This window comes from Jeotgalibacillus haloalkalitolerans (assembly GCF_034427455.1).
GTDB lineage: Bacteria > Bacillota > Bacilli > Bacillales > Jeotgalibacillaceae > Jeotgalibacillus > Jeotgalibacillus haloalkalitolerans.
The window spans coordinates 90937-109997 of sequence record NZ_JAXQNN010000001.1 but is presented as its reverse complement, the minus strand read 5'-3'; the positions used below and the strand labels follow the sequence as shown (position 1 = coordinate 109997).

Below are 19061 nucleotides of genomic sequence, written 5' to 3'. Positions count from 1 at the left end.
GCAAAGCAACTTTCAATCACTTTTTGTAAATTATTTTATTTATTTTTTTATTTTTGAAAATTAATTTCTTTTTATCGGGATAGAAGAAGGAAATAACAGATATTATACATCTGTTATTTCCCACACATCACTGATGGTGCTGATTAGAATAGTTTACCCACAGCTTTGTTTCCTCGAGTTGACCAAGCATTCTCTCTCCTAAAGCTTTATTCAGCTTTTCAGTTTCAATCAGTTCCGTAATAATGGCTTGTGCATTTTGATAAGCTTCATCCGTGTTAAACGTATCTCTCTGAATTGATTTTTCTACATTTTTGACAGCTTTCCTGATAGAAGCTGCATCTTTTCCTTTAACGGCTCCTCCGGCAATATAGTTTTGTCCTATTTGCTTTTGCATGTCTTTTAATACAGCAAACGATGCTTCAATCGGCTCTTCACCAGGGTTAATGGCTTTTTCTCTCCAAGGACCTTTTCCAAGTGCATCCACTGAAGGCGCGCTTGCCTGACCAAAAGCAAACATATTTACACCGGATGTTCCATATTTAGCTGACATGACATCATTTACGCTTGCCATCTCACTCAGGTGGTGATAGAAAGAATAAATTCCTGTGTAATACATTGTGCCTTCAGGCATCAGTTTTTTACTTGCATTCACTGTGTTTTGAATGCTGTTGAAATCATGACCGTATGCCTGGGGAATAACACCGTCAATATCGTCTTTCCAGTCTCCGATCAGTACTGCTTCAGGTCCAGGCTCAGGTGTGGCAGTCAGCATGAATCGCTTATCAATGGCCTTTGACTGATCATGAAGCTTACTGACAAATTCATTTTCCTTTGTGCGGATCCATTCCTGCCATGCATCCCATTCATCTTGATCAGCGGCAGTCAGATCCAGTGGATCAATTCCGGATACCTCTTTGTACATTTCTCTTGCTTCTGTACTGTATCCGTAGCTTTTATCAAAGCCGTGATGCGGGTAACGCATATAGTCGATATTCAAGCCTTTAATATCATATTCAGATTGCATTTCTTCATAAATCGCAAGCATGAATTCCTGAACATCAGGCTGCACAATATCCAGCCAGTAATACTGATTTGAGGAGTCCGGTGCAGGCTTTCCTGTTGTATTAGATCGCTGAATCGCTGCCCATTCAGGGTATTTCTGGAATTGGGAAGGCAGGCCGAGAGAACCATGTCCGATCATAAAACCATCAGTCCAGGCCTGTACAGTCATGCCCCGCTTCTTTCCTTCTTCAATATACGCTTTCAGCAGATCCTTTCCGTATTCTCCATAATCACCATTTTTAAAATTAGGGTGCTGCTCTGGCAACCCATAAGCTTTCATTGTTTCACTAGGATAAATCGTATAGCCCCAGAAAGTCGTTTCTAAGTAAACTGAGTTAAAGCCAGCCTCTTCCATCCGATCAAGAACCTGATTTACCCCTTCAAGAGTAGTTTCTTCAGGCCGGTACCAGATGCCACGCTGTTCAGCAATATTTGAAGGCAATGAATAATAGTATGCATCATAGGCGATTTGCGTAGCTTCTCTTGTCATATGAAGTGCACGAACAGGGTCTTCCGCATTCATTTGCGATGCATCCTCTAAAAGCGCTTCCGCTTTTTCAACCGATTCTTCAGCTTCTTCCATCGCTACATCAAGAAATTCAGCTTTTGCTTTTTCAATAGAATTCTTTGCCTGTTCAATAGATTGTCTGCTTTGATATTGGAAACTTTCAACGTCCTGGGTGATTTCTACAACCCCATTTTCATTTACAGTAACTTTTGCTCCAATGATTGAATTAGATGACAGCCAGGCTGATCCTACACCATGACCACTCACAACAAAGCCATTCTCAGGAATTGCTGAATTTCCGCCCCCAAGCTTTGTTACAAATCCATCTTCTACTGTTATTTCATATCCATACTGATTTGTTTTAGTTGATGAACCGAAGCCAGGAGTATATACAATCAGCTGATCCGGCCCTCTGAAGCCATCGAACACCGCGCCTCCAGGATTTGATTGTGCTGTCGGATCAACTGCATTTGACTGCATGTTCTCCTGTTTTACTGTTGGTTCATGTAAAGTAACGGTTTCCCCGGTTTCAAGCTGCTCAAGAAACCCTTTAATTTCATCTGTTGTTACATCTCCAGTTGATAACACCAAGCCGTTTTCAGGAATTTCGCTGTCACCATTTGTCTGTTTTACAACACGGTATGTAGTAAGACCGCTTTTCTCCAGAACGACTTCAAAGCTCCCTTTATCTGTTTCAGTGTAATAACTGAATGTGTCATTAAACACAACAAGCCTGTTATCATTGGAGCGTTGATTTGTCGTATCTATTTCCAATCTATCCCCCGACTGATCCATAACAGCAAGTACATCCTCCGAAACTGTTTCCTCTGCAACAGCCGAACCCGCTAAACCAAGTGACGACAATACCAGACTGGCTGAAAGTACTGAACCGGTAAGCTTCTTCCAACTTTCCTTCATACATATCCTCCCCTTTGTTCAAAATAAAAACGATTATCAAAAAATGATAGCGTTTTCATGAACATTATAAGCACCCTCCAAAGGCGTTTGCAAGTTAATTTCAAAATAATTTCGAATATTTTTAAATTAAGAAATTTATTTTCATTTTAAATAAAACCTTTGAACTGACCTCTATTTTAGGTATATCAATTTAATATATTGTTAAATAAATACTTTTTTTAAACCTTTTAGCATTAGTGTGAACGAACCAAATTTTGCTTTGCTCATAAAAATTTGATGCTGAATATTTTCAGGAGAAGTATTATAAAAACACGAGTGAAGAGTGTCATCCTGCGAAACTCTTCACCCGGGTTCAAATTGATCACTCGTGTGCTGAAAGTTTCACGTTATTTCCCCGCCAAAATCGTAAACTCTCAGGGTATATTCTCATTGCTCCAGCCGCGATGCTCATCGAAACGCTATAATGTAAAGCCGGGTTTTATCACTGAATTAATAATGTCACTTAAAATCATTCTCCCTCCCTTTTTTAGCATAGAGAAAAAATTTTCAGCTTTTTTAACAAAAAAGCTGACCCAGCGTTGGATCAACGCCGGGTCAGCTCATTACATCTTCACTATTTCTTTTCCTGCTCCAACTGATCTAAGAGCTCATCAAGACTCGGGTCATTCAGATAGCTTTCGATCGTAATGATCCGTTTATCTTCATGGGCCATTCTTGCGCGGTCAGAGAGGTTTTTGTGCACGACGATGATATCTGAGTGCTCAGGGACATCCTCGATTCGATAGTGCTTCACCTCAATGTCTGTGATCCCTTTCTTTTGGAGCTTCTTCCGGAAGGTTGTGGCACCGAGCGCACTGCTTCCTGCTCCTGCATCACATGCAAATGAGATTTTGCTTACGTTCTTTGTTGCAGCAGCTTCTGCAGTTTCTCCTGAGAAATTCATCAGTTGCTTTCCTTCTGCTTTCATTGACTGTGACTTTGCAAGAGAGCTGCTAAAGTCAGCTTCTTCATCTTTGTTTTTATCAAGCTTCAGGATCACGGATGTAACAGCAAATGTTACTGCTGCAGCTACCAGGACGCCTGAAATAATACCGAGGAAGTTGCCTCTTGGTGTCAGGGCAAGGTAAGCGAAAATGGATCCCGGACTTGGTCCGGCTACAAGACCTGCATCAAAGAAGCTGAATACTGCAATTCCTGACATACCTCCTGCAATCATACCGATGATTGTAAGTGGTTTCATTAGTACGTACGGGAAGTACAGCTCGTGAATACCACCAAGGAAGTGGATGACAATCGCACCCGGCGCTGTTCTTCTGGCTATCTTTCCACCAAATAGCGTGAATGCAAGAAGCAGTCCAAGACCCGGTCCAGGGTTTGAAGCGACTGTAAAGAAGATGGATTTCCCGGCTTCAACTGTTTCCTGCAGTCCAAGCGGATAGTAAATCCCCTGATCAATCACGTTATTCAGGAACAACACTTTCGCAGGTTCATTCACAATGGATAGCAGCGGCAGGAAGCCTGTCGACACAAGCGCCTGAATTGCTGCAGTCATTGCTTCATTCAGGGATTGAATGACTGGTCCGATGAACAAGTAAGAAATGATCATTAAACCGAATCCTAAAATACCGATTGAGAAATTGTTAACGATCATTTCAAAGCCGGCAGGAATTCTGTTTTCAATCAGCTGATCAAATTTCTTGATCGCATAACCACCTAACGGTCCGATAATCATTGCACCAAGGAACATCGGGATATCAGAACCGACAATCAGTCCAATTGCCCCGATCGCACCCATTACAGCTCCTCTTTGACCGGCGATCATTCGTCCGCCAGTATAGGCAAGGAGCAGTGGCAGCAGGTAGGTAATTGCAGGTCCGACGATTTGCCCGAGATCTTCATTCGGAATCCAGCCGGTCGGAATAAATAGCGCGGTTAAAATACCCCAGGCAATAAATGCACCAATATTCGGCAGAACCATATTCGTGAGGAAACCGCCCATTGCCTGAATTTTTGCACGTACAGAAGGCTTTTTATCTCCACTTTGACCATAGTCCTGAACATTTGCCACGTTTGTCATCTTTACTCATCCCCTTTTTATGGTTTATTCAAGTGCTTCGATCAGGTTCAATACCTCTTCTTCACTGGTTGACTGCTTCAGCTGCTCCATTACGTCTTCATCAATTAACAGAGATGACAGATCTGAAATTAACTCCAAATGCCCCTCGCTGTCTTCAGCTGCAAGAACAAACAGGATATTCACATCTTTTTCCTCCGGATAGGTCACACTATTCTCAAGCTTCAGGAATGAAATACCCGTCTTAAGCACGCCGCCCTGGTTTTGGGCGTGAGGCATGGCAATACCCGGTGCAATCACGATATAAGAGCCGTTCACCTGAACATTTTTAATCATGTCCTGAACATAATCTTCAGTAATAAAGCGCTTACTTAAAAGTGGTTCAGCAGCAGCTTTGATTGATTCTTCCCACGTTGACGATCCCTCTTCAAAATGAATATTTCCTTTTAAATAATCTGCTAACATAATTGTTCCTCCTCTTATTGTTCTCAGAGCAGGTATCACCTGACTGACTCTCTATCCGTTTTTTAAAGTGTTATATTTGCTGACAATTTTGCTTTGAAGGTTTTGAATTTTTATACCACTGATGATCTGAACTGCCTTTTCGATTCCATTTTCTGCGATGAGTGCCTGAAGTTTTTCAGCTTCTTCATCCTCAGGGGCATTAAATAGAAACCCTGCAGCAATTGCTTCTGTCAGATTTTCAACCGGGTGACCTTTTTCAAATAATGACACTGTCGGATGCACGAGACGCTCACGGGATCCAAGCTTTCTGACCGGCGCTCTGCCAACCCTTTTCACATCATCACTGACATGCGGATTTTTGAACCGGCCCACTGTCTTCTCAATGAATTGGTCCAACTCATTCGGATCCGCCTGAAATGTCTGTACGATATAACCGGCAGCTTCCTTCATTGCGCCTTTAACTAGCGCTTCAAGCTCAGTGTTTTCAAGCGTTTCTCTAATCGTTGGATACCCTTTTAAATGACCCAGATAAGCGGCGGCAGCATGTCCCATATTTACGATATATAGCTTTCTCTCTATAAAAGGTGTTAAGTCCTGCGTATAAGTCACCCCTTGAAGCCCGGGAAGACCATCATCCACTTTTTCAGACTGATCAATCACCCATTCGTAAAAAGGCTCAACCATTGGAATCTCTCCACTTTCACTTTGCCTTGATAATGCCAATCGGTCAACGGCAGTATTTGGAAAGGCTGTGAACGTGCAGATCTCATTCATTTCTTCCTGCGTAAGATGTTCAGCTACTTCTTTTCGCAAGGTTGAACTTGCGTTAATGGCGTTCTCATTCGCCATCACATTGATGTTCTTCCGGTTTGCAGCAGCTCTCTTTTTTAATCCTTCAGCGAGCACGCCTGCTACCTTGGAAAGGTTCTGTACGCCGACTGACATGGTAATGACATCTGCACTTACAATCCTTTCGATCACCGCATCTTTTTGAGTGATACTGTTCAACGCAGAAACTGGCGAAATGGTTTCAATGCGGCGATCATCACTTAGCAGTTCAACGTCATAACGGTTGTGGCTGTTGATGTGGTCAATCATCTGCTGGTTGACGTCAACGAAGCATACTTCATAACCATTCTTACTCAGCAAGTAACCAATAAACCCTTTGCCAATATTTCCTGCTCCAAAATGTAACGCGCGCATGTTCATTTCTCCCCTGTCTCAAGAATTTACCTACTCAAGGTTTGCGTGGTACTCCCAAAGGTTTTTCATATCAATATCCTGTTCCTTAATCATCATCAACGCTACTGTGTCACCAAGCAACAGCAGACTTTGTTCAAATAAGCTTGTCATTGGCTGCACGGATGGGATTTCGTTCGGTCTGTTCAACTTTGTGCTGACCGGGATGCGGACAAATACATCTGAGAATTCTCTCATTGAACTTTCAGGATTAGCGCCAATGTGGGCAACCCGTGCGTTATGCTGCTTTGCTTTTTTCGCAATGATCAGCGGGAAAGCAGTCTCACCGCTGCCTGACCCTACAATCAGAAGGTCCTTATCTGTAATCGCCGGCTCAGTAATCTGACCAACAACGTAAGTGTTCACACCGAGGTGAGCCAGTCTTTTTGCAATGGATTTCAAGGAAAGCAGGACTCTTCCCACGCCTACAAAAAACACTTTATCGGCACGGCTGATTTCTTCCATTAAGTGCGCTACATCTTCAGCATTCACATTCTGCAGTGTGTTAGCCAGTTCGTTTGTAATCTCTTTGGCAGATTCATGATATTGAGTCATTTATTTTGCCTCCTCGTATAGACCTGCTTTAATTTTTTCTTCCATCAGCTTTTTGTTGTCTTCAAGGCTCTGACCTTTAGCAAAAAGGCTTGTACTTCCGGCAACCAGAATATCTGCACCGGCGCTCACTAATCCTGGAATCGTCTCAAATGAAACACGTCCATCGACTTCAATGCGCGTATCCAATCCTTTTTCATCAATTAATTGACGAAGATCACGTACCTTCTCAACAGCATAAGCGACCTGCTTTTCATTCTTATCTGTTGCAAAGCCCGGGTTGATCAGCATCAGTAAAACGGTATCGCAGTACGGAAGAATATACTCAAGCTCCGATAGCGGCGTTGCCGGGTTTAATGCAATACCTGCACGTAATCCGCTTTTCTTCACCAGCTGCAGGTGTCTGTCGACGTGATTGCTTGTTTCTAAGTGAAATGTGATCTGTTCTGCACCGATCTGAATCATTTCCTGAATAAAGTATTCATTATCTTTTGCCATAATATGAACATCAAACTTCATGTTTGTGCGTGTTTTTAATTGTTTGATCGTATCTATGCCAAGAGGCATGCTTGGACTGAAGTACCCGTCGATTACATCTACATGCAATAGATCAAGCCCCAGTTCCTCTATGTTATTAACACCAGCTTCTAAATTACATAAATCAGCGCACATGATTGATGGCGCGATATCAATTTTTCTATTTTGCATTTTTGTGCCTCCTTGTGCGTGTTTTTAATTGTTTAATTTATTATAAGCGCTTTCAATTTATATGTAAAGCCCGTTTTTGCATTTTTTAGCGCGTTTGATGCGCGAATGTGTTTTAGTTGCAGATTAATTGTGCTAAAATAAGAATCATTCCACACGAACAAAGGGGATAGATCAGATGCTAAAAGAAGAACGACAGCAAAAGATAGTGGAGATATTAGATGAAGAACATAAGATTATTGCCAGCGACCTGAGCCGCAGGTTATCTGTTTCAGAGGATACAATCAGAAGAGATTTAAAAGAGCTGGATAAACAGGGGCTGGTCAAACGCGTTCATAGCGGCGCACTCAGAGTCGGTCCGCCGGTAGTGGATTTCACAACCCGGCAGTATATCTCAAGTGACATTAAAACAAGCCTTGCGAAGAAAGCGATGGACTTTATCAGAAACGATATGGTCATCCTGATCGATGGCGGTACAACAAACCTGCAATTTGTGAACCAGATCCCTCTATCATTAAAGGCAACCATTATTACAAACAGCCCGCCGATTGCCATGGCACTTGGGGATCACGAGGATGTTGAGGTCATTATGGTAGGTGGAACGTTATTCAAGCAATCTATGGTGAATCTGGGGATCGACACGGTGGAAGCGCTGGACTCTATGAGAGCTGACCTTTATATCATGGGCGTCTATAACATTGACCCTCATATCGGCATCAGCGTACCTAGCATTTCTGAAGCGCTTGTAAAAAGGAAGATGGTCAGTGTTTCGTCTAAAACGCTTGCGATGGTCACGGCTGACAAGCTTGATACTGTATCCAATCATATTATCTGCCCGACGAGTCAGCTGACGTATCTGATTACTGAGAATGTGAATGAGCATGTGAAACGGCTTTATGATAATCAGGAGATTGTTGTGGTTAGTTAGGACATTTTTAATTTTCTTCTTATTAAAAGACTGCGACAAATTGTCCGGTCTTTTTTTAATCGTTTCGCTGCGCTTCAGGTGGACGCTTTCCGGACGGAGGTTGCTGAGCCTCCTCGGCTTCGCCTGTGGGGTCTCAGCTTCCCTCTAATTGTCCCGGAGTCGCCACCTTACGCTTCGCTGCACTAAGATTTTACTTACAACATTGTTTCACATAACAAAAGGGATCGTTTTACCAACACCTCTTTTCAGCCCACTCCCCTTGCACTTTCATCCAAATCCTATTAAAGTATATAAAGACCAAAGTCAAGTGAAACCAGTCATTGATGATGATATATATAACATTTCGGGAACGTGTTTCCTCTATAGAAAGGGTTCAGATAGATATGAAAGATAATTTCTGGCATGAGTTGCCGCGTCCATTTTTTGTGCTTGCGCCAATGGAAGCAGTGACGGATGTCGTGTTTCGTCATGTTGTCAGCGAGGCAGCGAGACCTGATGTATTTTTTACGGAGTTTACGAATTCGGAGAGCTATTGCCACCCGCGCGGAAAAGACAGCGTGAAAGGCCGCCTGACTTTTACAGAGGATGAGCAGCCGATTGTTGCGCATATCTGGGGAGACAAGCCTGAATATTTCCGTCAGATGAGTATCGGGATGGCTGAGATGGGCTATCGCGGTGTGGATATTAATATGGGCTGTCCTGTACAGAACGTGGCAGCAAACGGAAAAGGATCAGGTCTGATCCGCCATCCGGAGACTGCGGCTGCAATTATCCAGGCAGCGAAAGCGGGAGGTCTTCCAGTCAGCGTGAAGACGCGTCTCGGCTATACGAATGTAGATGAGTGGCATGACTGGCTGAAGCATGTTCTTGAACAGGATATTGCCAACCTGTCGATCCATCTGCGTACGAAAAAAGAGATGAGTAACGTGCCTGCTCACTGGGAGCTGATCCCTGAGATCAAAAAGCTGCGCGATGAGATTGCACCGCATACGCTCCTTACCATAAACGGTGATATCGAGGACCGTCAGATGGGCCTTGAGCTTGCTGAGAAGTATGGAATTGACGGTGTGATGATCGGGCGCGGGATTTTCCATAATCCATTTGCGTTTGAAAAGGAAAAGAAAGAGCATACGAGCGAGGAGCTGCTTGATCTGCTTCGTCTGCAGCTTGATCTGCATGACAAGTATTCAAGAGAGCTTGAGCCGCGTGCATTCAAACCGCTGCGTAGATTCTTTAAGATCTATGTACGCGGATTCCGTGGGGCGAGTGAGCTGAGAAACCGTCTGATGGAAACGGAGACGACAGATGAGGTGCGTGATCTGCTGAATGAATTCACAGAGAAAAATGGTGTGAATGAAGAGCAGGGGTTTTCGGTAAGTAAATAAAGTGATGAGAGAAAAGTCGAATGGGCTTTTCTCTTTTTTTGGCTCTATATTAGTGTTTCAATCGTTCCGCTGCTCTTCAGGCGGATGCTTTCCGGACGGTGGTTGCTGAGCCTCCTCAAGCTTCGCTTTCCGGGGTCTCAGCTTCCGACTAATCGTCCCGGAGTCACCGCCTTACACTTCGCTGCACTAAGATCGTCATAAATATATTGTTTTATACTTCAATCTACATTGTTCTGTTTCGCCTTCTTTAATTCGTACTGTTAAAATTTCTTTCGCAGCTCAAATTATAGATATGATAAAATCATGTTTATTACATAATATACCCTGTAATCTAATGAAAGGATGGTAACCATATGGCGCATTTGCTGTTTTCAATTGTACTGGCAACGATTCTCGGCTATTTATTATTGATGATGGGACCTCTGATCGGTGGTCTGATTGCTTTTGGCATTATTGTTGGTTCCTTATTCAGAGGGCTATATTTATTAAACGAAATTCATAAAAAAAGTTCTGTATATTCATCAGGAGTAGATAAAGTCCGGACGGCTTATGAAAAGCACTTACAGGAAAATAGCGCTCGCAAATAAGGCTGGGAAACATAATCCCCAGCCTTCATGCTACTTTCCAGCAAGAAAATCCTTCACCATCTCAATCGAGTCCCCTCTGTCATATCTGCCATATAACTGATCTGCAAGTCTGACAGGATCACCGAAAAAGAACCGTTCATACAGCTTCTGTCTCGACCCAAAGGCACTCATCGACAAATCCCATGCCAGACGGAATAGTTTTACCCGTTCATAACCTTCCTGATTGGCAGATTGTAAATGATGATTCAGCACCTCTTTCTGATCTCCTCCAAAGTCTTTTTCAGACGGAATGGCAACAAGCCCACTCGCACTGATCAGCTGAATGATTTCCATGAAACGCGGGTAGATTCTCGGATAGTAGTTCACTGCTGCAAGCAACGGGTTAGGTTCCGGCGTCAGTGTGCCCCACTGATTGACTTTCGCGTTCTTTTCTGACTGATGTAAAAGCCCCTTCATAACTTCAAGTGCGATCGCCACTTCAGAAAATTTTTCACGTATATGCTGGTATTCACCAATGTTGATCCCATCAATAATGAGCTGGATGGTTCCCAGAATAAATTCTGTCTTGATCACATTTTTTGAGACAACCTGATGGGCGGTATGTTCAAAAATACGGCTTTGACTGTACAGAAGATTTTTTACGATTGAGCTGCCGTGCAAAAACACCCGATCCCATGGCACAAGGACATTGTCAAAAAGGACAATTGCATCCATTTCATCATATCTGGAGCCAAGCGGGTGATCGTAGTGAGATTCCTTATAAGTAAAGGACTCCCGGCAGATAAACGTTAAGCCCGGCGTATCACATGGAATCGCAAACGCGTAGGAAAAGGCTTCATCATCTATATTAGAAGGCACCGGATATACAAGAATTTCATCAGTAATACCTGCCTGCGTAGCTAAGATCCGGGAGCCGTTAACCACAATGCCATCTGCGGTTTTCTTTATCATTCGAGCTGCAGTATCTCCGCCACCTTTGCTGGAACGGTCTTTTTGCGGACTGACGAATACATGGGTTAAGGATAAGTCATTCTCCCTCACATAATCATAGTAATGTCTGATATTTTCTGCGCACTTTTCATCCTCAGCAGTAAAAAGCTCCGCTGCGGCATTCAGTACCATCAGAATGGTATTCATATAGTCAGGGGATCTGCCCATCATCCCCGCATGACTCTTCGCCCATTCCTGGATCATCAGCCTTCTTTTTTCTAAACCCTCTTTTGTTTTCGGCTCTAAAAAGGAAGTCCCTATACGGTTTCCTGATGTGTCAGAGACATATGTCATGATCTCTTTTAATTCGGGCTGATGCTGAAGATCATACAGCTTCGCCTGGCTTGCCATCACACCTTTAAAGGCAGGATGATCTGAGATGTCCCCCGTAATCCCGCTTCCATCCAGCAGAATATTCGTCTTCAGCTGATTGATCCGCCTGATATACTGCTCTCCTGTTGAGATCCCCATCGTGACATGCTCCTTCTTTAGAAAAAGTCTGTAACTTATAGGTATGAGGGGAAATGGATTGTGTGACTGCCGGGGTTATATGATTACATGTTAGAGGAAATGATCTAATTGAAATTGAAAAAGATGAGTGCCTGCCAGCTGGCTAAAAGCAAGAAGAAAGCCAGGACGATTAAGATCATCCAGGTATACAGATTCTTTTTACCGCGAATGATTTTGAGGGTCATAAAAACTAATACACCCATTAATGCCGTCATGCCGATTATAGATACGAGGATATTAATAACAAACATGATCAAACTCCTTATTACGCTCTTCATCTAAAAAATTGCTAGTTAACGTATATAATACATTTTAAGATAGTAACCGTTAACCCTCTTCTTAATGCAAATTTTTCATCCGCTCAAAATCCTTACTCAAACTGGATCTCTTCAGCGTTCTATTCCTTAACAGGTTTTTAATTTCAAATATACGGCCATATGATAGTTGAGTATAAAAGTAGTTAATAAACTCTAAAATGGCAAAGATATAAATGAAAAAGGAAATTAATAAACCGCCTGCAGGAAGATTTGGGTAATGCTGAATAAAATCAATACCAAATGCAAAAACACCTGCGATTATAAGCCCTTTATTGACGATTTTCAGGCGATGTAACAGGCGAACAGTTTTAATCGGGGTGATTGCTGACTGTTCTTTTTTTAACCTCTTTAGTTTTGCATACCAATAGATCGCTCCCTGTAATAAGAGAAATTCCAAAAGAATAAAAGAGACCCAGAATGAAAATAGTGAATACAATTGCAGATCAGGAAATGCAGCATTTAAATAAAAACTAAGCGGCACAAAGAGAATCATTGAAAAACATTCACCGGTGTACAAGTATTTTAATCTGTTGCTCAGTACCGTCTTCACCTTGACTGTTCACCTCCTGCTATATTTAGATTAAGTATATAAAATGAACGTCCTCATCTATTAAGCTGTGTTTATCTTTTTCCAACGGAACCCTTCACATAAAATACATACCTTCACAAAAAATCATTGAATAATTGCAACCTGGTGAAATGAAAGTCAGTATATCTATATAAGTAAAAATCACAGCCCTATAAAATGGAGGACCTCACATGTCAGAACACCAGCAGCCCATTTCAAAAGAAGAATTCGAACATATCCGAAAAGAAATCAAGCGCTTCCGTGCGACTTATAAGTTTGCGCTGGATGAGATCAGTACGAAGGTAAACATTCTGAAAGAGGAGTTTCAGCTGATTCATACCTATAATCCGATAGAGCACGTGAATACGCGTGTGAAGTCAGGGGACAGCATTGTGAAGAAGATGCAGAAGAAAGGCCTGCCGCTGTCGCTTGATATGATTGAAAAGGAGATCAAAGACCTTGCCGGAATCCGGGTAATCTGCTCATTTGTCTCTGACATTTACAGAATCAGTGAGATGATTCAGAACCAGGCGGACATTCAGGTGATTGAAGTGAAGGATTATATCAAAAATCCGAAGCCAAGCGGCTATCAGAGCCTGCACCTGCTTCTGCAGATTCCGGTTTTCATGTCTGACCGGACAGTGAATGTGAATGTTGAGATGCAGATTAGAACGATTGCGATGGACTTCTGGGCAAGTCTTGAGCACAAAATCTACTACAAATACAATGGCAACGTTCCCGAAAAGCTGACTCAGGAGCTGAAGGAAGCTGCTGATACGGCAAATGCGCTGGACCGGAAAATGGAGCGGATTAATCAGGAGGTAAATATTCTGAAGGAAACAAACCCTGAAGAAGATGTAATGATTAATCCCGCTGAGATGATGGCTGATCTGCTGAAGCGCATGGATAAGGGACGGAAATAGAAATATAAAACCAGGTGCAGGGATTGATCCGCGCCTGGTTTTTAAGCAACCCCCGAAAACCACGTCACAATAAGCGCCATACTCACAACACCCCACGCAGTCGCTGCCCAGATAAACCAGATCACCGGCTTTGCTTCCCCTTCACGATCAGGGTTATTTTTCACAAACTCCATTCTGTTTCGTATCGATTTTCTAATTACCATCAGCACAATCAATCCAATCACAAAAAATGCAATTGTAAACCAGAGCAGTAAGTCCATTTCGCCGAACCCCCTTATTTAAATTTATAGCCTTTCCGGACTCTCGATTTTCATTTCAAATACATCCCCGCATTTCGCACAGCAGAAGATATACATCGAAGTACCAAACGACATAAACGAATCCGGTTTTCTAATTTTATCGTACCCGTTGTTGCCAATTTTTCCGGTTTTGCTCTCTGTATGTCCGCACTTTTCACACTTGAAGTTTTCTCTTGTCATCTGCTCACTCCTCAAAGATGATTTAACAAAGATACGTATGGGATGGAAAAATGTTCCCTAAAAAATCATCCTTTCTTATAAAAACAGCCCCCTCTCCATTCCAGGAAAGGGGGCTTAGCTGCTTATTTCTTCACTGTTACCTTTACTGCCTTACTGGTCATGCCTTCTGCATCTGTTGCAGTAATGCTTAGAACAGTAGACTTTTCCTGCTTCTCAATTTCCACTTCAAACTTCCCTTTATCATCTGCCTGTGCAGTTCCGATGACGTTGTCGCCGGCTTTCACTGTTACTTCGGCATTTGCCTCCGCTTTACCTGAGACAGAAGTAGAAGAGTTCTTTACATTGTTTTGCACATTCGGCGCTGAAGGTGCTTTACCATCATTGACACTGACTGTTTTCGTGTTAATCAGCTCACCATCTGCATCTTCTGCCGTAATGGTAAGGATGGTACCTGCGTGCTGCTTAGGAATCTTGACTGTAAATCGGCCGTCTTCATCCGCGTTTACAGTACGCTTATTATTTTTTCCATTAAGATCCACAGTGACGGTTGCTCCTGCTTCTGTCTTGCCTGTTACTTCTTTAGACTGAACCGTTACTTCGTCCACTTTCAGCGTACTTGTTACGGTTACGCTTAATTCTTCACTCACATTTCCAGCCTCATCTGTTGCTGTAATCGTCAGCACAGTGCCTGCTTCCTGCTCTGGAATTTCAACAGTATATACACCATCAGCGTCTGCAACTGCTGTAAATGAGTCTGTTCCATTTGAAACCGTGACAGTTGAACCAGCTTCTGCTTCACCAGTTACTTCTGTTGACTGATCTGATACTTCATTTGCTGTCGGCGCATCAGGAGCTGTTTTATCTGTAACTGTGATACTCAGTGCTTCACTCACATTTCCATCTGCATCGGTTGCCGTAATCGTAAGCACGGTACCTGCTTTTTGCTTTGGAATGGTGACTGAATATGCACCGTCAGCAGTTGCCGTTGCTGTAAATGCTTCCGTTTCATTCGACACCGTTACAACTGTTCCGGCCGCCGCTTCACCGGTTACCTCTGTTGACTGATCTGATACTTCGTTTGCAGTCGGTGCTTCAGGCGCAGTTGAAAACTCGTGAATATACGTTTGCTCAGCATATTCCGCCTGCCCGCCTTCAGCCAGTCCGTAAGTGAACCAGTATTTGATTTCATCGCCTTCGTTCACATCTAACGTGAAAACAGAGTAGTTCTCCCCGGCTTTATTCATCATAATATTCTGCTGCGTTGTGCCGTTTTTAATGTAATGAATGATCGCCCATGGCGCATCGTTCACATAAAACTCGACTGAATTTTCCTTTACTGTACCAACACCGTAGCCTTCTTTTTCAGGTGATGGTTCTTCCGGATTTTCAGGATTTTCTGCCGGCAATGCAGGAATTTCATACAGATGCACGTTATCAATTGTGACAGTGTGCTCTCCAATCGCTTCCTGTCCTTCCACTTTACCTAAAGCGAACAGAAGCTTCGCCGCAGGGTCTGTATCCTTTTCATGCGTAAATTCAATCGCATACGTCTTTAATTCTTCATTGATTTCCACCGTTTCCCATATATGCTTGTCAAAGCTTGCACTTTCTAAAATCGCATCAATTTTTCTGCCGATTGATGAAGACATATCGAATACTAAGCGGTATGACTTTGATTCCTCTAACTTAAATCCAAGCTGGCTGAATTGAATACTCCAGAACTCATTACCGATCGATGGAATCGTAAGCTGATTCTGACCGTCTGTGATCTTTGATGTTGCACCAGTATCAGACCAGAGATCCCATGACGTGTTTCCGTCTGCAAATGAAGGATTTTTCACCTGGTTGACAGCCGGATTCTTCATTTCAAGCACGACATTATCAATCGTTACGCTATGCGCATCAGATTCAGCGTATTTACCTAAAAGGAAGTTCAGTTCAACCGCTTCTTCTGCTGTTGCGGTAAATGAATATGTGAATCTTTCAGTTTCCTCTGTTAATGACATTTCCTTTTCGAATGCGCGCACGAAATCGCTATTTTGAACGACTAATTCCAAATCGCGTGGAACGCTTGAACTCGCGTCAAAGGAAACCAGATATTCTTTATCTGCGTAAAGCTGAAGATCCGACTGCTTCAACTGGACAGCCCACTTTTCAGCACCTGTGCCTTCTGCATCAAATGCAGGAACGCTGATTTCAGCTTTGCCATTCTTCACTTCTACTTCATTGATAAAGTTTTCGTTATTCCAGCTCCACGCTGTCCAGCCAGTCAGTTCCTCACTGAATGAACCATTTTTCAGCGGGAACATCTGCTCCTGCGTCATTTCCGGAATAATATCGACAGTGACCGTCGCTGTATCAGTCTGACCGCCATCTTCTGTTGTTACTGTAATCTCAGCGGCTCCGTTCGCGACTGCTGTGACAACACCGCCTGTACTTACTTTCGCAACGTTTTCATCACTTGAAGACCATGTAACCTTCTTATTTGTCGCGTTTGCCGGAGCAACTGCTGCTGAAAGTCTTGTTGTCTGGCCTTCTTTTGTTAATTCAACCTCAGATTTATTCAGCTCTACACCTGTTACAGGAACCTCAGGGATTTCCTCTTCTTCCGCTTCAAGGTCTTTATAGACGCGGACGTAATCCACTTCCATCGAAACAGGGAAATCTTCAGCGTCAGGCTGAACGCCGCCGTCAAACCAGCCGCCCATTGCAAGGTTCATGATCAGATAGAAATCCTGATCGAAAGGTGCATTTGGATTGTCCTGAACTGCTGCTGAGAACCACTGCTCTTTTGTGACTTTGTAGAAAAACTTTCCGTCTACATACCAGCTGATTGCATCCTCTTCCCAAATCACACTGTATGTGTGGAAGTCTGTATCAATTCTTCCGCCATCCTCAAAGTGCTGTTCACCTGAAAGATACGTATTGGCAGGCCATTCACCGCCAAAGTGGATCGCACCGCTTGTTGATTCCGGTACACGTCCTCTAGCTTCCATGACATCAATCTCACCTGAAGATGCCCATCCGCCATACACTTCATCATTTGGCATCATCCAAAGTGCCGGCCATGCGCCTGACACAGCAGGAAGCTTAGCGCTGAAGTCCACTCGTCCGTAAGTAAATTTGAATTTATCCTGCGTCGTAATTTTTCCTGAAGAATACGGTGCCACACGGTCCGGATCCTGCTCGAATGATGCCGGATCTTCAAGTGCCTCGATATTTAATTTACCGTCTTCTACAAATACATTATCTTCACTGTCTGTATAATGCTGAAGCTCTTCATTTCCCCAGCCCCATGTGCCAGGATCATCATTTAAATAATACCCGGTTTCATAATTCCATTTACTTTCATCAAGTTCAGTGCCATCAAACTCATCATTAAAGACTAGTTCCCATCCTTCAATTGCTGAATTCTCAGATGACCCAAGCTCGATATCTTCACCGACCACATCATCCGGGCGAAATGCATCCGGGTTACCGACCAATTGATATTCAACGTAGTTATCTCCAATGTCGCCGCCCTTTTCACCGTCCAGCGGGTAGCCGATGCGAAGCGCTACATCCTCCTGTAAAGGCTGGAACCAGAGACCGAAGATATAATCCGTCCAGAATCCCCACTGCGTAGCTGATGATGAGTTATTGTAGCCATTTGCCGAGTAACTGAATCCAGTCACGGCAGATTCTAAAATATTGACCCACTCACCATCAACCTTTACTTCATAGACAAAGTTATCAATTTCACTCTTTGTCGCATAACCCCCATCAATTCTTGGGATCGGCATGCCGATTGCACCGCTCTTATCTGCTTCAAAGACTGCTTTACCATCAAAGTTGGAAATGACGTGAGAATTTCTCACAGGAAGTGTAACGACTAACGTATAGTCAACAAACACATCCGGATTCGTGATCGATGCCACTCTCACCTGCGTCGTTTCTTCTACCGGGTCAAACCAGTATCCACCCGGGCCTTCCCACCAGTTGCCGAAGTTATTATCATAAATCCAGCCGCTGCTTGCATTGTTATCAATCGAAACCCACTCATCACCCTGTTTTACAAAAAGGGCGATGTCATCCTTTACATCGTTAAATGTTGCGCCAGTGTTGAACCTCGGGAACTCAAATCCTGTACCACCGGAAGGCGATACATCAAATGTAGTTGGTCCTGCAGGCGCCATTGATGTAATGACCTGCGGGTTTGCCGGCGTCACATTTAGCGTGTACTCAACAAACACATCCGGATTCGTCTTTGACCCCACTCTGACCTGCGTCGTTTCCTCTACCGGATTGAACCAGTAACCGCCAGGGCCTTCCCACCAGTTACCAAAGTTCACATCATAGATCCATCCGCTCGCAGCATTGTTGACGATCGAAACCCATTCGCCATCCTGCTTCACCAGAAGATCAACATCATCCTCCACAGCTTCAAACCCGGCACCATTATTAAAGTTCGGAAATTCGAACCCGACACCTCCATCAAACCCTACCTGAAGCGTTGTAGCACCAACTGCAGCGATTGATGTAATCGTTTGTGAGGCCGCCTCGCTCTGCCCTGTTTCTTCTGCTTTCACACTGCTTACATTAAAATCCGCAAATGTGAACAGCAGCATATTCGTCACTAAAACCAGACTCAGCATTTTCATTCTTTTAGCCTTTTTCAATATGTACTCATCTCCTGTCTTTTTTCGTTTGTAAAACGTTCCGCAACTGGACTTTTGCTACTCTTAAACCTTCTGTGTTGAAATTGAAGCAGCTCTACCGGGGAATAACGATCTCCTGTTTGATACTCTTCCGCTCCCTTCTTTATTAAAAAAGTTGACCTCAGGTACAAGTGCTAATCCTATGTCTAAATTG

General features: G+C 43.3%; 16 protein-coding genes. 4 read left to right on the top strand and 12 right to left on the bottom strand.

All coding sequences use genetic code 11. The features are described from left to right. Positions 1-127 precede the first annotated feature (127 nt). The 6 genes from UFB30_RS00535 to UFB30_RS00510 form a co-directional block, all read right to left on the bottom strand. The gene (locus UFB30_RS00535; protein WP_322419719.1) at positions 128-2488 is read right to left on the bottom strand and encodes a glycoside hydrolase family 10-like protein; all 2361 of its coding nucleotides are present in this window, start codon (positions 2486-2488) and stop codon (positions 128-130) included. 613 nt (positions 2489-3101) lie between these two features. Next, positions 3102-4565 (bottom strand): PTS mannitol transporter subunit IIBC, encoded by a 1464-nt coding sequence (locus UFB30_RS00530; RefSeq protein WP_322419718.1) that lies wholly within the window; start codon positions 4563-4565, stop codon positions 3102-3104. 24 nt (positions 4566-4589) lie between these two features. After that, positions 4590-5027: a PTS sugar transporter subunit IIA gene (locus UFB30_RS00525; RefSeq protein WP_322419717.1), complete on the bottom strand. Its 438-nt coding sequence runs from the start codon at positions 5025-5027 to the stop codon at positions 4590-4592. A 51-nt stretch (positions 5028-5078) separates the two neighbouring features. Further along, positions 5079-6230, bottom strand: a complete 1152-nt coding sequence (locus tag UFB30_RS00520; protein ID WP_322419716.1) for a mannitol-1-phosphate 5-dehydrogenase — start codon at positions 6228-6230, stop codon at positions 5079-5081. 30 nt (positions 6231-6260) lie between these two features. Beyond that, positions 6261-6821: a 6-phospho-3-hexuloisomerase gene (gene hxlB, locus UFB30_RS00515; RefSeq protein WP_322419715.1), complete on the bottom strand. Its 561-nt coding sequence runs from the start codon at positions 6819-6821 to the stop codon at positions 6261-6263. After that, positions 6822-7526: a ribulose-phosphate 3-epimerase gene (locus UFB30_RS00510; protein WP_322419714.1), complete on the bottom strand. Its 705-nt coding sequence runs from the start codon at positions 7524-7526 to the stop codon at positions 6822-6824. 175 nt (positions 7527-7701) lie between these two features. Between UFB30_RS00510 and UFB30_RS00505 the strand changes: the two genes are divergently transcribed. From UFB30_RS00505 to UFB30_RS00495, 3 genes are all read left to right on the top strand, one after another. Continuing rightward, positions 7702-8451: a DeoR/GlpR family DNA-binding transcription regulator gene (locus UFB30_RS00505; protein WP_322419713.1), complete on the top strand. Its 750-nt coding sequence runs from the start codon at positions 7702-7704 to the stop codon at positions 8449-8451. A 383-nt stretch (positions 8452-8834) separates the two neighbouring features. Beyond that, a complete protein-coding gene (locus UFB30_RS00500) occupies positions 8835-9836 on the top strand; it encodes a tRNA dihydrouridine synthase (RefSeq protein ID WP_322419712.1) in 1002 nt (333 codons plus the stop codon). Between the two features lie 353 nt (positions 9837-10189). Beyond that, the gene (locus UFB30_RS00495) at positions 10190-10423 is read left to right on the top strand and encodes a hypothetical protein (RefSeq protein WP_322419711.1); all 234 of its coding nucleotides are present in this window, start codon (positions 10190-10192) and stop codon (positions 10421-10423) included. Positions 10424-10453: 30 nt separating this feature from the next. On the opposite strand, the gene hpaB is transcribed toward UFB30_RS00495, so the two are convergent. The 3 genes from hpaB to UFB30_RS00480 form a co-directional block, all read right to left on the bottom strand. Then, entirely contained in the window at positions 10454-11884 is a 1431-nt protein-coding gene (hpaB, locus tag UFB30_RS00490) for a 4-hydroxyphenylacetate 3-monooxygenase, oxygenase component (RefSeq protein WP_322419710.1), read from the bottom strand. A gap of 104 nt (positions 11885-11988) precedes the next feature. Further along, complete coding sequence (locus tag UFB30_RS00485; protein WP_322419709.1) at positions 11989-12174, bottom strand: hypothetical protein; 186 nt, start codon at positions 12172-12174, stop codon at positions 11989-11991. Between the two features lie 88 nt (positions 12175-12262). After that, on the bottom strand, positions 12263-12790 hold the full coding sequence (locus tag UFB30_RS00480) for a general stress protein (protein WP_322419708.1): 528 nt from the start codon (positions 12788-12790) through the stop codon (positions 12263-12265). A 209-nt stretch (positions 12791-12999) separates the two neighbouring features. Between UFB30_RS00480 and UFB30_RS00475 the strand changes: the two genes are divergently transcribed. Continuing rightward, complete coding sequence (locus UFB30_RS00475) at positions 13000-13731, top strand: GTP pyrophosphokinase (protein WP_322419707.1); 732 nt, start codon at positions 13000-13002, stop codon at positions 13729-13731. A 41-nt stretch (positions 13732-13772) separates the two neighbouring features. Here UFB30_RS00475 and UFB30_RS00470 read toward each other — a convergent pair whose 3' ends face one another. The 3 genes from UFB30_RS00470 to UFB30_RS00460 form a co-directional block, all read right to left on the bottom strand. Further along, on the bottom strand, positions 13773-13991 hold the full coding sequence (locus UFB30_RS00470; protein ID WP_322419706.1) for a hypothetical protein: 219 nt from the start codon (positions 13989-13991) through the stop codon (positions 13773-13775). Between the two features lie 24 nt (positions 13992-14015). After that, positions 14016-14210 (bottom strand): hypothetical protein, encoded by a 195-nt coding sequence (locus tag UFB30_RS00465; protein ID WP_322419705.1) that lies wholly within the window; start codon positions 14208-14210, stop codon positions 14016-14018. A gap of 122 nt (positions 14211-14332) precedes the next feature. Further along, positions 14333-18868, bottom strand: coding sequence for an Ig-like domain-containing protein (locus UFB30_RS00460; protein WP_322419704.1), 4536 nt, complete (start codon positions 18866-18868; stop codon positions 14333-14335). Positions 18869-19061: the final 193 nt, after the last annotated feature.